This is a genomic window from Tepidimonas thermarum, assembly GCF_007556705.1.
GTDB lineage: Bacteria > Pseudomonadota > Gammaproteobacteria > Burkholderiales > Burkholderiaceae_C > Tepidimonas > Tepidimonas thermarum.
Window position 1 is genome coordinate 1 of record NZ_VJOL01000034.1, and the last position, 13,654, is coordinate 13,654.

General features: G+C 72.4%; 10 protein-coding genes and 1 pseudogene. 3 read left to right on the forward strand and 8 right to left on the reverse strand.

The features are described 5' to 3' along the window. From Tther_RS08930 to Tther_RS08955, 6 genes and pseudogenes are all read right to left on the reverse strand, one after another. On the reverse strand, window positions 1–3,213 hold a 3,213-nt coding region (locus tag Tther_RS08930), incomplete at its 3' end, for an Hpt domain-containing protein (protein ID WP_185975047.1). Window positions 3,214–3,217: 4 nt separating this feature from the next. After that, a pseudogene (locus Tther_RS13495) lies at window positions 3,218–4,246 on the reverse strand (methyl-accepting chemotaxis protein); the annotation flags it as partial. Between the two features lie 469 nt (window positions 4,247–4,715). Then, window positions 4,716–5,285, reverse strand: a complete 570-nt coding sequence (locus Tther_RS08940) for a chemotaxis protein CheW (RefSeq protein WP_143903040.1) — start codon at window positions 5,283–5,285, stop codon at window positions 4,716–4,718. Further along, window positions 5,269–5,658 carry a response regulator gene (locus tag Tther_RS08945; RefSeq protein WP_185975048.1) on the reverse strand — a complete coding sequence of 130 codons (390 nt, stop codon included), beginning with the start codon at window positions 5,656–5,658 and terminating at the stop codon, window positions 5,269–5,271. The genes Tther_RS08940 and Tther_RS08945 overlap by 17 nt, the downstream gene beginning before the upstream one ends. An 18-nt stretch (window positions 5,659–5,676) precedes the next feature. Next, entirely contained in the window at window positions 5,677–6,084 is a 408-nt protein-coding gene (locus tag Tther_RS08950; RefSeq protein ID WP_143903045.1) for a response regulator, read from the reverse strand. A gap of 25 nt (window positions 6,085–6,109) precedes the next feature. Then, window positions 6,110–6,286: a rubredoxin gene (locus Tther_RS08955; protein WP_082955266.1), complete on the reverse strand. Its 177-nt coding sequence runs from the start codon at window positions 6,284–6,286 to the stop codon at window positions 6,110–6,112. Between the two features lie 97 nt (window positions 6,287–6,383). On the opposite strand from Tther_RS08955, the gene thiD reads away from it, so the two are divergent. From thiD to Tther_RS08970, 3 genes are read left to right on the forward strand one after another with little or no spacing between them, the layout of a single operon-like run. Continuing rightward, entirely contained in the window at window positions 6,384–7,253 is an 870-nt protein-coding gene (gene thiD / locus Tther_RS08960; RefSeq protein ID WP_143903047.1) for a bifunctional hydroxymethylpyrimidine kinase/phosphomethylpyrimidine kinase, read from the forward strand. Further along, a complete protein-coding gene (gene hemL / locus Tther_RS08965) occupies window positions 7,250–8,545 on the forward strand; it encodes a glutamate-1-semialdehyde 2,1-aminomutase (RefSeq protein WP_143903049.1) in 1,296 nt (431 codons plus the stop codon). Before thiD ends, hemL begins: the two co-directional genes overlap by 4 nt. Before the next feature lie 7 nt (window positions 8,546–8,552). Then, window positions 8,553–9,491, forward strand: a complete 939-nt coding sequence (locus tag Tther_RS08970) for a cyanophycinase (protein WP_143903051.1) — start codon at window positions 8,553–8,555, stop codon at window positions 9,489–9,491. A gap of 13 nt (window positions 9,492–9,504) precedes the next feature. Here Tther_RS08970 and trhP read toward each other — a convergent pair whose 3' ends face one another. Both trhP and acnB read right to left on the reverse strand, forming a co-directional pair. Then, window positions 9,505–10,950: a prephenate-dependent tRNA uridine(34) hydroxylase TrhP gene (gene trhP / locus Tther_RS08975; RefSeq protein ID WP_143903054.1), complete on the reverse strand. Its 1,446-nt coding sequence runs from the start codon at window positions 10,948–10,950 to the stop codon at window positions 9,505–9,507. Window positions 10,951–11,052: 102 nt separating this feature from the next. Continuing rightward, on the reverse strand, window positions 11,053–13,647 hold the full coding sequence (gene acnB / locus Tther_RS08980) for a bifunctional aconitate hydratase 2/2-methylisocitrate dehydratase (RefSeq protein WP_143903056.1): 2,595 nt from the start codon (window positions 13,645–13,647) through the stop codon (window positions 11,053–11,055). Window positions 13,648–13,654: the final 7 nt, after the last annotated feature.

Consider the following 13,654-nt stretch of genomic DNA (forward strand, 5'->3'; position numbering starts at 1 on the left):
GCGGCCGACGCCGTTGGCGCGCAGCGACAGGCCACACGCCCGCGCCACGGCCTGGTGCCAGTCGTAGATGGCCTGCCGCAGCGCGGGCGCCACGGGGCCGGCGGGTGGCGCGTCGATCAGCTGGGCTTCCAGCGCGTGGGTCTGCTCGGCCAACGCGGCCAGCCCCGCCACCCGCGCCGCCCCTTTGGCGGTGTGCAGCAGGCGCAGCAGCTCGGCGTGGGCGGCCGCCTCGCCCTCGCGTGCCCAGCGCTCGACAGCGGCGCTCACGCGCGGCAGCAGGGCGTCGGCCTCGGCCCGGAAGTCGTCCAGCGCCTCATCGGCCTCATCAACCCCATCGGCTCCATCGGCTCCATCGGCTCCATCGGCTCCATCGGCTCCATCGGCTCCATCGGCTCCATCGGCTCCATCGACCCCACGGGCCGGGCTGGTCGCAGCGGCCGACGCCGTTGGCGCCGCCGGCCATTGCGCCAACGCGCGCAGCGTCGCCGCGGCCGGCTCGCGGTAGCACCCCGCCGCCAACTGGTGCAGCAAGGCGCGCAGCTCGGCAGCGGCGCGCGCCACGCTTTGGCGCTCCGCGGCGCTGACCTGCGCGGGCGTTTGCGCGCGCTCCAGCGCCCCTTCCAGCGCTTGCGCCAGGGCAGCCAAGGCGGTGTGGCCGATCGCACCGGCCTGCCCCGCCAGGGCATGGGCATGCGCCGCCGCGGCGGGCAGATCGGCGGCTTGCCCATCGGCCCACGCGGCCAGCGCCGTCTCCAGCGCCAGCGACGCCGCATCGGCCTCCTGCAAAAACACGGTGTAGAGGTGCGCGTCCAGCGTCAACGGCCCGATGCGCACGGGCGGGGTGGGTGGCGGCTGCGACCCGGCACCGGGCAGCGGCACCGCCGTCGATGCGGCGGACGGTGGGCGACCTGCTGGCGCGGCAGGCGCCGGGCCCACGGGCGCGGTGGCATCGGCAGCCGCGGGCGCGGTGGCATCGGCAGCCGCCCATAAGGCCTCGAGGGCGGCGCGGCGCTGCGCTTCGTCCGGCGGGGCAACGGCTGCGCGCCAAGCGTCGATCCAGGGGACGAGCTGCGCCTGCACGGCGGCCACGGCGTGCCACTGCGTCTCCGACACGGGCTGGGCGTCGGCCAGCCAGGCGTTGAGCCGCCGCTCAGCCTGCCAGGCGGCCTCGCCGAGCTCGGTCAGGCCGACCAAGCGTGCGCTGCCCTTGAGGGTGTGGAACAGCCGGCGCAGCCGCGCCAGCACCGCCGCGTCCGCTGGCTCGGCGCGCAGCGCGGCCAGCGCGGACGCCATCTCGTCCAGCAGGGCACGGGCTTCCTCGAGGAAGACGGTCCGGTCGTCCGCGTCGGTGGCGGCATCCGCCGTGGCGTGCGCGGTGGCAACGGTGGTGTCGGCCGGCGGACCGGCCGCCGGGCCATGCCCCTGCGCGGCAGCGTCAACGGGATGCGCGGCCGCCTCGTGCACCTCCGGCGTGGCGGTGGCCCGCACCGCGCGCAACACGCCGGCATCGGGGTCGAAATGAAAATCCGCCACCGCCAGGGCCGGATCGCGCTGCCACGCCTCGATGCAGGCCGCCAGCGCGGCCAGGTTGGCGCCGATGCGCTCCGTCTGTCGCTGCCGCTCAGCGGGCGGCGGCAGCGCGCCGGCCAGCCAGCCGTCCAGGATCGCCACCACCGCCGCCAGCGCCGCGTGCGCCGCCGGCAGGTCCAGCGCCTCGGCGCTGCCCTGCAGCCGGTGCAAGCGGGTGGATGCGTCGCGCAGCGCGGCCCCGGCCGTGGCGTCGGGCTGCTGCCACCAGGCGTCGAGAGCGCTTTCGGCGGCGGCCAATTCACGGCGCCACGCGGCGGCCAGGTGTCGCGCGCCCTCGCGCGCCAGCCAGTCGCGGTACCGATCGTGGAGCCAGGCGGGCGGCGGCGCCAGGGGGTGCCCCGCGGCCGCGCCCTGCAGGCGCTCGGCCAGGGTCTGCAGCCGCTGCGCCTGTTCGGGGTCGGTGGGGTCCAGCGTCTCCCACTCGGCCTGCAGGCCCAGCAGCACCTGCGCCGCCTCCGCCGACGCGTCCGCCCCGCGCGCCGCACTCGGCGCAGCCCAGGCACGCCAGGCGTCGGCCAGCGCCGGCCAAGGGGGCGGCAGCGCCTCGAGCGCCTGGGCCAGCTCGGCCAGCGCTGCCGCTTGCGCGCCGGTGGCTGCGCCGTCCGCTTCCCACGCCTGCTGCAAAGCGGCCGCTGCTGCCTGGGCGCGCTGCACCGTCTGCGGATCGACCGCGCCAAGGACGCGCCGCTGCGGGTCCCAGCGCAGGGGCTGTGTCCAGCCCATTGTGCGCCACAGGGCGGCCGCGTGGGGCAGCGCGTCGTCCGGGGCGGGGTCGATGCGCGCGGCCAGATACAGCCACTCCTGCGCGACAGCGTCGCAGTGCGCGGCCGGCGCGTCGCCTGCCGCCACCAGCCGCAGCAGCGCCGCCAGGGCGCGCTTGAACCACATGTCGGGGGGCAGCCGCTGCGCCGCCGCCGCTTCGAAGACGGCCGCGGCGATCTGCCACAGGCGCCGCTGTGCGGGCGGCTCGACGGCGCGCGCAACACCCGCCGCCAGCCGCACCAGCGCCGCCGCCGCGTGGCTGTGCCCGTCGCGCAGCAGCGGCAACGCCAGCCGCTCGAGGTGGGTGCGCGCGCGCGGCCCGGGCGCGATGGGTGGGCCCGGCAGGCACGCCATCGGCGGCGGGAGCGCCACCGGCCACAGGTCGATCGGGTGGGCGCGCGCCTGGGCCCACTGCCGCCAGTCGCGGTAGACGGGGAACAACGCCAACCCGGGCAAGGCCTGCCGGCGCAGATGGCGGTGCAGCTGGTCGCGCAGCGCCCACACACCGTGCGCGACCAGGGGCACGACGCTGGCCTCGGCCAGCAGCGGCTGCTCGGCCAGGCGCTCGAGCACGACCTGCAACGCGGCCACGGTGCGCGATTCGGCGCTAAGCTCCACCATTTCCAGCGCCCCCGCAGCCTGGTGCAGCGCCTGCGCCTGCCAGCGCAGCTCGACCGGGTCCACCGGGGCCAGGTCTCCCGCGCGCGAGCGCGCGCACGCCGCCACGTACTCGCGCACGGCGGCCAGCGCCGCGTCCAGGGTGTGCTCCAGCTCGTCCAACAGCCACGCCAGCGGCTGTGGATCGGGGCCAGAAGCGCCGCCAGCCGGCCAGGCGCTCGGTGCGTGCGCGGGCGCCGTCACGTCGTCAACGGACCTTGAAGCGCGCCACCGACTGGCGCAACTCGTCGGCCACGCGGGCCAGCTCGCGCACCTGCTGCACCGTCGAGCGCGTGCCCTCGGCGGTCTGCTCGGTCACGCCCAGGATGTGCTGGATGCTCGTCGCGGTCTGGTTGGCCAGCGCCGCCTCGCGGTCGGCCGAGGCGGCGATCTGCTCGACCAACTCGGCCGCCTGCCGCGACAGGCGGTCGATCTCGGCCAGGGCCGCACCGGCGTTGTCCGACAGGCGCGTGCCCTCGACCACCTCGTGCGTGGAGCGTTCCATCGCCAGCACCGCGTCGCGCGTGTCGGCCCGGATGGCGCGCACCAGGGCAGCGATCTGGCGCGTGGCGTCCGCGCTGCGCTCGGCCAGACGCTGCACCTCCTCGGCCACCACGGAAAACCCGCGCCCGGCCTCGCCAGCGCTGGCGGCCTGGATCGCGGCGTTGAGCGCCAGCACGTTGGTCTGCTCGGTGATATCGGCGATCAAGTCGGTGATTTCGCCGATCTCCTGCGACGACTCCCCCAGCCGCTTGATGCGCCGCGCCGTGTCCTGAATTTGCTCGCGGATGGTGTTCATACCACCGATGGATGCCTGCACCGCGCGGGCGCCCGACTCGGCCGCGGCGCGGGCCTGGCGCGCGGTGTCAGCCGACGCCTGCGCCTGCGCCGCGACGTCCGTGATGCGGCGCGACATGTCGAGCACCGCTTGGCCGCTCTCGCGGATTTCGCGCAGCTGCTCGGTCGAGGCCGCCAGCAGCGCCAGCGACGTGCCCTCGACGCGCGCGGTGGTGTCGGTGACGCGCTGCGCGGCGGCCTGCACCTGCGTCACCAGGCTGCGCAGTTCCTCCACGGTGTAGTTGACCGAATCGGCGATCGCACCGGTGATGTCCTCGGTCACCGACGCCTGCTGCGTCAGGTCGCCTTCGGCCACGGCCTGCAGCTCATTCATCAGACGCAAGATGGCGGCCTGCGTGGCGTCGTTGACACGCTTGGCCTCGCGCTGCTGCGCCACAGCCTGGGCACGCGTGCGTGCCAGCTCCGCCTCGCACGCGTGCAGGGCCGCACGCGCGGTGCCTGCGGCCCGCACCCACGCGCCCAGGGCCAACGCGCCGGCGCCTGCGGTCAGCAGCGGCCACCACGCCGCCGGCAGCGGCAAGCGGTCCCCCGCGAACAGGGGGGCGAGCGCCAACACCGCCATGGCCAGCATCCCCGCCACGGCCCACGCCCCCACCACGGGGGCTCTCGCAGCGTCGGCCTGCGGGGCGCTGGCCACGGGCCGCCGGTCCCCCGTGCGCCCGGCCGCGGGCGCGGCGTCGAGGCTCGTTTCCGCGGGCAACCGGCTCGGGGGCGCGGCGGACGCGGAAAAGGTGCTGGCCGCCGCGTCCCCGAGGGTCGATCCACCCTCGCCGAGGGTGGAGTCAAGCCCCGACGGGACGTCGTCGGTTGGCGGATTGGACGGCGCAGCGGCGCGCCGCTTCAGGGCATCAAACATGGTCCATCCTCCGCTGCGGCACCCATGCCGACTGGTACATCCCCACCGCGTCGATGCGCGCGCGCAGCACATGCGCATCGAGCACCGGCCACAGGTCCCCGGCGGCGTCGCGCCACGCCTGGCCCCAAGGCGGGGGCGCTGCGGCAGGCGTCAGCGGCGCCGCGCGCAAGCCCGGCAGGCGGTCCACCTCCAGCGCCACCGGCACGCCCGCGGCGGGGGCCAACACCACCCAGTACGCCGGTGTGGGCGCGGCACGGGCGCCATCGGCGGCGGGCACGCCCAACGCCTCCACCCAGTCGATCGGCACCACCACCCCGCCGCGCCAGGCCGCCACGCCGTGCGCCCACGGGCGCGCGTGGGGCAACGCCGCCTGTGGCAGCGGCCGCAACACCTCGGCCGCGTCGGTCAGGGGCAGCAGGGCCTGCACGCCGCGCCAACTCAACGCCAACCAGCCGGGGCGCTGCGGGGCGCTTTCGGCCTGTGCCAACCGGCGCGCCAAGTCGGCCTGGAAGGCGGCCAGCGTCCGTGCCCGCCGTGGGGCGCCCTCAGCGCGCGGCGCCATCGCCCCCTCCCGGTGCCAGCAACGCCCCGATCTTGCCCAGCAGCACCCCCGGATCGACCGGCTTGGTGACGTAGTCACGCGCCCCCTGGCGCAAGCCCCAGACGCGGTCGGTCTCCTGCCGCTTGCTGGAGCAGATGACGATCGGAATGTCCGCGTAAGCCGGATGGCGCGCGATGGTGCGGGTCAGCGCAAAGCCGTTGGTGCCCGGCATGACCACGTCCATCAGGATCAAGTCAGGGCGCCGGTCCTCGAGCGCGCGCCACGCCTGCTCGGCATCGAAAGCGCTGCGCACCTGGTAGCCGTGGCGCGTGAGCAGCTGGCGCAAATACACCTGCTCGGTGCGCGAGTCGTCCACCACCAGGATGTCCTTCACGGCCGCCACCCCGCCACGCTACCGCGCCTGCGCCAGCGCGCCGGACGGGGCATGGCGCGCCACCGCCTCCAGCAGGCCCTCGGCCGTGAATGGCTTGGCCAGATGGTCGCTGGCTCCGGCCAGGCGCGCGCGGGCCACGTCGAACACCCCATCGCGCGAGGACAGCATCACCACCGGCAGCGCCGCGTAGCGCGGGTGGCGTTTGAGGATGGCGCAGGTCTGGTAGCCGTCCAGGCGCGGCATCAGGATGTCGCAAAACACCAGATCCGGCGCGAAATCGTGGATCAGCGCGAGCGCCTCGAAACCATCTGCAGCCAGCCGCACCTCGTGGCCGCCGGCGAGCAGCGCGCGCTCGGCGCTGCGCCGCACCGTCAGGCTGTCGTCCACCACCAGCACCTTGCGCGATGCAGTGGGGCGGGGGTCCATGGCCAGCCTCGGCGCGTCGGTGGGGTCAGATCTGGACCATCTCGAAATCCTCCTTGCGCGCGCCGCACTCCGGACAGGTCCAGTTCACCGGCACGTCCTCCCAGCGCGTCCCGGGCGCAATGCCGTGCTCGGGGTCACCGGCAGCCTCGTCGTAGATCCAGCCGCAGATCAGGCACATCCAGGTCCGGTTGGGGGTCGTCATGGTGGGTTTCGTTGGACGCGTGCAAGTAGAATGCGGCCATTGTAGCCCTGGCCCCCGCGCCGTCTGCCAGTGCCGGCAAGTCCCCCACTGCGCGCCCATGCCCGACGATCCAAACGCTGCCCACGACGCCCCGGCCCGACCGCCGTGCGTGCTGTGCTTCAACGCCAGCGACCCCAGTGGCGCGGGCGGCTTGGCCGCCGACGTGGCGGCGGTTGCCAGCGCCTCGGCGCACGCCCTGCCGGTGACCACCAGCGTGTGGCTGCGCGACACCCGGCAGGTGCACGGCCACCACGCGCTCGAGGCCGAGTGGATCGACGACCAGGCGCGCGCCGTGCTGGAAGACGTGCCCGTGGCAGCCGTCAAGGTCGGCTTTGCGGGTGGGGCCGCAGGGCTGGCCGCCATCGGCGCCATCCTCAGCGACTACGACGAGCTGCCTGTGGTCACGTACCTGCCCGAGCTGGCCTGGTGGACCGACGCCGAGCGCGACGCCTACCTGGAAGCGTGCGAGGAACTGGTGCTGCCCCAGACCGATGTGCTGGTGGGCAACCACCACACGCTGGTGCGCTGGCTGCTGCCCGATTGGGATGACGAGCGCCCGCCTGGCCCGCGCGACATCGCCCGCGCCGCCGCGGCGCACGGCGTCCCCTTCACACTGGTGACCGGCAACCGGCAGGGCGACCGCCTCGACAACCACCTGGCCTCGCCCGAGTCCGTGCTGGCGCACGCGCACTTCGAACGCATCGACGCCACCTTCATCGGCGCGGGCGACACGGTGTCGGCTGCGCTGACCGCCCTGCTGGCCCACGGCAGCGAACTGGCCCAAGCCGGGGCCGAGGCGCTGGGCTACCTCGATCAGGCGCTGGCCAACGGCTTTCAGCCCGGCATGGGGCATGCCGTGCCCGACCGCCTGTTTTGGGCCGACGACGACCGCGCCGACGACCCCCACGACACCGCCACCGAACCATGACCGATCGCAACCAAACCCTGTTCGACCGCGCCAAGACCGTCATCCCGGGCGGCGTGAATTCGCCCGTGCGCGCCTTCAAGGCGGTTGGGGGCACGCCGCGCTTCATCACCCGCGCCCAGGGCGCCTACCTGTGGGACGCCAACGGCCAGCGCTACATCGACTACATCGGCTCCTGGGGGCCCATGATCCTGGGGCATGGCCACCCGGAGGTGTTGCAGGCCGTTGAGGCCGCGGCGCGCGACGGCTTTTCGTTTGGCGCGCCCACCGAGCGTGAGGTTGAGCTGGCCGAGGCCATCATCGACCTCGTGCCCAGCCTGGAGATGGTGCGCCTGGTCAGCTCGGGCACCGAGGCCGGCATGAGCGCCATCCGGCTGGCGCGCGGCGCCACCGGGCGGCCCAAGATCATCAAGTTCGAGGGCTGCTACCACGGCCACGCGGACGCCCTGCTGGTCAAGGCCGGCTCGGGGCTGGCCACCTTTGGCCACCCGACCAGCGCCGGCGTGCCGCCAGAGGTGGTGCAGCACACGTTGGTGCTGGAGTACAACAACGTGGCGCAACTGGAGGCGGCCTTTGCGGAGCATGGCGCGCAGATCGCCGCCGTGATGATCGAGCCGATCGCCGGCAACATGAACTTCGTGCGCGCCAGCGTGCCCTTCGTGCGCCGCTGCCGCGAGCTGTGCACCCAGCACGGGGCGCTGCTGGTGTTCGATGAGGTCATGACCGGCTTTCGCGTGGCGCTCGGCGGCGCGCAAAGCGTGTACGCGCGCCTCATCCCGGGCTTTGCGCCGGACATGACCGTCATGGGCAAGGTCATCGGTGGCGGCATGCCGCTGGCGGCCTTTGGGGGCAAACGCGCCGTCATGGAACAGCTCGCCCCGCTGGGGCCGGTGTACCAGGCCGGCACCTTGTCGGGCAACCCGGTGGCCACCGCCTGCGGCCTGGCCACGCTGCGGTTGATCCGGCAGCCGGGCTTTTTCGATCGTCTGGCCGCGCGCACACGCGCCCTGGTCGAGGGCCTCAAGGCCGAAGCCGACCGCGCCGGCGTGCCGTTCAGCGTGGACAGCGAAGGGGGCATGTTTGGCTTTTTCCTGCTGCCCGAGCTGCCGCAAAACTACGCCCAGGTCATGGCCAGCGACAGCGCGCGCTTCAACCGGTTCTTCCACGGCATGCTCGAGCGCGGCGTGTACTTCGCTCCGGCGCTGTACGAGGCGGGCTTCGTCAGCGCCGCGCACACCGAGGCCGACATCGCCGCGACGCTGGAGGCCGCGCGCGCGGTCTTGGCCACGCTCTGACGCCCCGATGCCGAACCGCCGCGATTGCCTGCTTGGCCTGGCCGGTCTGCTGACCCTGCCCCACGCCCTGGCGGAGCCGGCGCCGCGGCGCCACGGCCACCTGATCGCGGTCGGCGGCGCCGAGGACCGCGAGCGCGACCGCCTGATTCTGCGCCGCTTCATCGAGGTCAGCGGTGGCCCGCAGGCGCGGCTGCTGCTGCTCACCGCGGCCAGCGGCGACCCGGCGGGGGCCTGGGCCGGCTACCAAAGCGTCTTTGCCGAGCTGGGGGCGCAGCGGGTCGAACCGATCGACTTTCGCACGCCGCAGGAGGCCAACGACCCTGCGGCGGTGCAGCGCATCCTGGACGCGGACGGCATTTACATCGGTGGCGGGGACCAGCGCCGGCTGATGTCCGTGTTGTGGGAGTCGCAAGCGGCGCGCGCCCTGCACCTGGCGTTTCACCTGCGCGGCTGCTGCATCGGCGGCACCAGCGCGGGGGCGGCAGCGCTGTCGCGCCAGATGCTGGCCATCGGCGAGCCTGCGTTGCGTCCCTACCGCGACGCGGTCTCGCTCGACATCGGCCTGGGCCTGATCGCCAGCGCCATCATCGACCAGCACTTCAACGAACGGCACCGCCTGGGACGGCTGTTGTCGGCGCTCGCCCTGCGCCCGGACCTGCTCGGGGTCGGGATCGACGAGGACACGGGCCTGCTGATCGAACGCGGTCGCGCCATCGAGGTGCTGGGCCACGGCGCCGTCACCCTCATCGACGGCCGGCAGATGCGCTCCAACGTGCGCGAGGTGGACCCCGAACAGCCGCTGCAGATGCTGGACGTGCGGCTGCACCTGCTGCCGGCCGGCACGCGCTACGAGCTGGTGGACACCGACCCCGAAACGCCTGCCCCGCCGCCCGCCTTGCGCCAAGCGCTGGAACTGCTGGTGCGGCCTGGCCCCATCCGGGGGTGAGGCAGGCGCCGCGTCAGCGCAAACGGGCCAACAAGGCGCCGTCGGCCGGCGCGCCCAGAGGCACCCACACCCGCAGCGGGTTGCCCGCCGCCACCTCGATGGCGCGCCCGTCGGCATCCTGCATCGCGGTCAACGTCAGCACGCGGTTGCCCGCCGGGTGGATCACCTCCAGCCGGTCGCCGACGGCAAAGCGGTTCTTGGTTGCCACCTCGGCCCAGCCGTCGGCGCGCACCCGCAGCACGTCACCCACGTACTGGCTGCGCGTGGCCGCCGAATGTCCGCTCAGGTAGTTCTGGTAGTCCTGCGCCGGGCGACGCTCCAACAAGCCACTGGTGTAGCCGCGGTTGGACAGCCCCTCCAGCTCCACCAACAGGCGCGGGTCGAACGGTCGGCCCGCCACCGCATCGTCGATGGCGCGTCGGTACACCTGCGCCGTGCGCGCCACGTAGTACACGCTCTTGGTGCGCCCTTCGATCTTGAGCGAATCGACCCCGATGCGCACCAGCCGCTCCACATACTCCACCGCCCGCAGGTCACGGCTGTTGAGGATGTAGGTGCCGTGCTCGTCCTCCATGATGGGCATGAGTTCGCCGGGCCGCTCGCTCTCCTCCAGCAGCCAGACGCGGTCCGCCAACGGGTGGCGCCGCCCGTCGCCGGTGGTGGCCGGCGCGGCGTCGGCCTCGGCCTGCTCGCGCGCCCAATCGAAGTCCGCGCCCAGCCGCTGCGGCTGCGCCGCCGCCTCCGGCGCGCAGCCGCCGCCGCAGCCGCCCGACGCCCCCTGACCGCTGAGCGGGCGCACGTCGCCGGTATCGGACTCCTCGGCCGCATGCGTGCCGTAGCGCCAGCGGCAGGCGTTGGTGCACGTGCCCTGGTTGGGGTCGCGCCGGTTGAAATAGCCCGACAGCAGGCAGCGCCCCGAGTAGGCGATGCACAGAGCGCCGTGCACGAACACCTCGAGCTCGACGTCGGGGCAGGCGTCGCGGATCTGCGCCACCTCCTCCAGGCTCAACTCGCGCGACAGGATGATGCGCGACACCCCCGCGCGCTGCCAGAACTTGACCGCGGCCCAGTTGGTGGTGTTGGCCTGCACCGACAGGTGGATCGGCACCTCGGGCCAGCGGCCCCGCTCCATCTCTTCGCGCACCAGCATAATCAGGCCGGCGTCGGCCATGATGAGCGCGTCCGGGCGCAGCGCCACCACCGGCGCCAGGTCGCGCAGGTAGGTGCGCACCTTGTCGTTGTGCGCGATCAGGTTGCTGGTGACAAAGAAGCGCTTGCCGCGCGCGTGCGCCTCGGCGATGCCCTGGGCGATTTGCTCGAGGCGGAATTCGTTGTTGCGCGCGCGCAGCGAGTAGCGCGGCTGGCCGGCGTAGACGGCGTCGGCGCCAAAATCAAACGCCGCGCGCAGGTGGGCCAGCGAGCCCGCGGGCAGCAACAGTTCAGGGGCGGTTCGGTTCATGGCCCCCGATTGTCCGCCCAGCGGCCACCCGCCGGCAGGCCACGCCGCAAAACCCAACCAAAACGGCCCCCGTAGGGGCCGTTGCGATCGGGCGCGCGCGGATCAGACCGTCACGCTCTTGGCCGTCTCGGCGTACTCCTCGATCTGGTCGAAGTTCATGTAGCGGTAGACCTCGCCCGCCTTCTGGTTGATCACGCCCATCTCGGCGTGGTACTCGGCCACCGTCGGCAGCCGTCCCAGACGCGAGGCAATCGCCGCCAGCTCGGCCGAGGCCAGGAACACGTTGGTGTTGCGGCCCAACCGGTTGGGGAAGTTGCGCGTGCTGGTCGACACCACCGTTGCGCCCTCACGCACCTGCGCCTGGTTGCCCATGCACAGGCTGCAGCCGGGCATCTCGGTGCGCGCGCCGGCGGTGCCGAAGGTGGCGTAGTAGCCCTCCTTGATGAGCTCGTTTTGGTCCATCTTGGTCGGCGGCGCCACCCACAGGCGCACCGGGATGTCGCGCTGGCCGTGCAGCAGCTGGGCCGCAGCGCGGAAGTGGCCGATGTTGGTCATGCACGAGCCGATGAACGCCTCGTCGATCTTCGTGCCCGCCACCGCCGACAGCGGGCGCGCATCGTCCGGGTCGTTCGGGCAGCACAGGATCGGCTCGGTGATCTCGTTGAGGTCGATCTCGATCACGGCTGCGTATTCGGCATCCGCATCCGCCTCGAGCAGCTGCGGGTTGGCCAGCCACGCCTCCATGGCCTTGATGCGCCGCGCCAGCGTGCGCGCATCCTGGTAGCCGTCGGCGATCATGTTCTTGAGCAGCACGATGTTGGACTGCAGGTACTCGATGATCGGCTCTTTGTTGAGCTTGATCGTGCAGCCCGCTGCCGAGCGCTCGGCCGAGGCATCCGAGAGTTCGAACGCCTGCTCCACCTTCAGGTTGGGCAAGCCCTCGATTTCCAGGATGCGGCCCGAGAAGATGTTTTTCTTGCCCTTCTTCTCGACCGTCAACAGCCCCTGCTTGATGGCGTAGTAGGGAATGGCGTGCACCAGGTCACGCAGCGTGATGCCGGGCTGCATCTGGCCCTTGAAGCGCACCAGCACGCTCTCGGGCATGTCCAGCGGCATGACGCCGGTGGCCGCCGCAAACGCCACCAGACCGGAGCCGGCCGGGAAGCTGATGCCGATCGGGAAGCGCGTGTGGCTGTCGCCGCCCGTGCCCACGGTGTCGGGCAGCAGCATGCGGTTGAGCCACGAGTGGATCACGCCGTCGCCTGGGCGCAGGCTGACGCCACCGCGGCTGCTGATGAAGGCGGGCAGCTCGCGGTGCATCTTCACGTCCACCGGCTTGGGGTACGCGGCCGTGTGGCAGAACGATTGCAAGACCAGGTCGGCGCTGAAGCCCAGGCAGGCCAGGTCCTTGAGCTCGTCGCGCGTCATCGGGCCGGTGGTGTCCTGGCTGCCGACGGTGGTCATCTTGGGCTCGCAGTACGTGCCCGGGCGGATGCCCTTGCCTTCCGGCAAGCCGCAGGCGCGCCCGACGATTTTTTGCGCCAGCGTGTAGCCCTTGCCCGAGTCCACAGGCGCCTTGGGCAGACGAAACACCGTCGACGGCGGCAGACCCAAAAATTCGCGCGCCTTGCCGGTCAGACCGCGGCCGATGATGAGGTTGATGCGGCCACCCGCGCGCACCTCGTCCAGCAGCACCTCGCTCTTGAGCTGGAAGGCGGCGATGACTTCGCCGTTCTTCTCGATCTTGCCGTCGTAGGGATAAATGTCGATGACGTCACCGAACTCGATCTTGCTGACGTCCACCTCGATGGGCAGTGCGCCGGAGTCTTCTTGCGTGTTGAAAAAGATCGGCGCGATCTTGCCGCCCAGCGTCACGCCACCGAAGCGCTTGTTGGGCACGTAGGGGATGTCTTCACCGGTCCACCAGATGACGCTGTTGGTGGCGGACTTGCGGCTGGAGCCGGTGCCCACGACATCGCCCACGTAGGCGACGAGGTGGCCTTTTTCCTTGAGCTTTTGCAGCACGCTGATGGGGCCCCGTTTACCGTCTTCGTCCGGCTCGAACGGCGCGTCGGGGCGCTTGTTTTTGAGCATCGCCAGCGCGTGCAGCGGGATGTCGGGGCGGCTCCACGCATCGGGCGCGGGCGAGAGGTCGTCGGTGTTGGTCTCGCCCGGCACCTTGAACGCGGTCACCGTGATCTTGGCCGGCACCTCGGGGCGCGAGAGGAACCACTCGGCATCGGCCCAGCTCTGCATCACGGCCTTGGCGTGGGCGTTGCCGGCCTCGACCTTCTCCGCCACGTCGTGGAAGGCGTCGAACATCAACAACGTCTTCTTCAGTCCTTGCGCGGCGATCGGGGCCACCTCGGCGTCGTCGAGCAGGTCGATCAGCGGCTTGACGTTGTAGCCCCCCACCATCGTGCCCAGCAGCTCGGTGGCCTTGGCCTTGCTGATGAGGCCAACCGCGATATCACCGTGCGCCACGGCTGCCAGGAACGACGCCTTGACCTTGGCCGCATCGTCCACGCCCGGCGGCACGCGGTGCGTCAGCAGCTCGAGCAGGAACTGCGGGTCCTCGCCCGCCGGCGGGTTTTTGATCAGCTCGATCAGCTCAGCCGTCTGCTGGGCGTTGAGCGGCAGCGGCGGAATGCCCAGCGCGGCGCGCTCGGCAGCATGTTCACGATAGGCTTGCAGCATGGTATGT

Coding starts and splice junctions, on each gene's coding strand:
- Tther_RS08940 (WP_143903040.1), bottom strand. CDS start 5,285: ATGGCGCCGCGCGCTGAGGGCGCCCCACGGCGGGCACGGACGCTGGCC.
- Tther_RS08950 (WP_143903045.1), bottom strand. CDS start 6,084: ATGGACCCCCGCCCCACTGCATCGCGCAAGGTGCTGGTGGTGGACGAC.
- Tther_RS08955 (WP_082955266.1), bottom strand. CDS start 6,286: ATGACGACCCCCAACCGGACCTGGATGTGCCTGATCTGCGGCTGGATC.
- thiD (WP_143903047.1), top strand. CDS start 6,384: ATGCCCGACGATCCAAACGCTGCCCACGACGCCCCGGCCCGACCGCCG.
- hemL (WP_143903049.1), top strand. CDS start 7,250: ATGACCGATCGCAACCAAACCCTGTTCGACCGCGCCAAGACCGTCATC.
- Tther_RS08970 (WP_143903051.1), top strand. CDS start 8,553: ATGCCGAACCGCCGCGATTGCCTGCTTGGCCTGGCCGGTCTGCTGACC.
- trhP (WP_143903054.1), bottom strand. CDS start 10,950: ATGAACCGAACCGCCCCTGAACTGTTGCTGCCCGCGGGCTCGCTGGCC.
- acnB (WP_143903056.1), bottom strand. CDS start 13,647: ATGCTGCAAGCCTATCGTGAACATGCTGCCGAGCGCGCCGCGCTGGGC.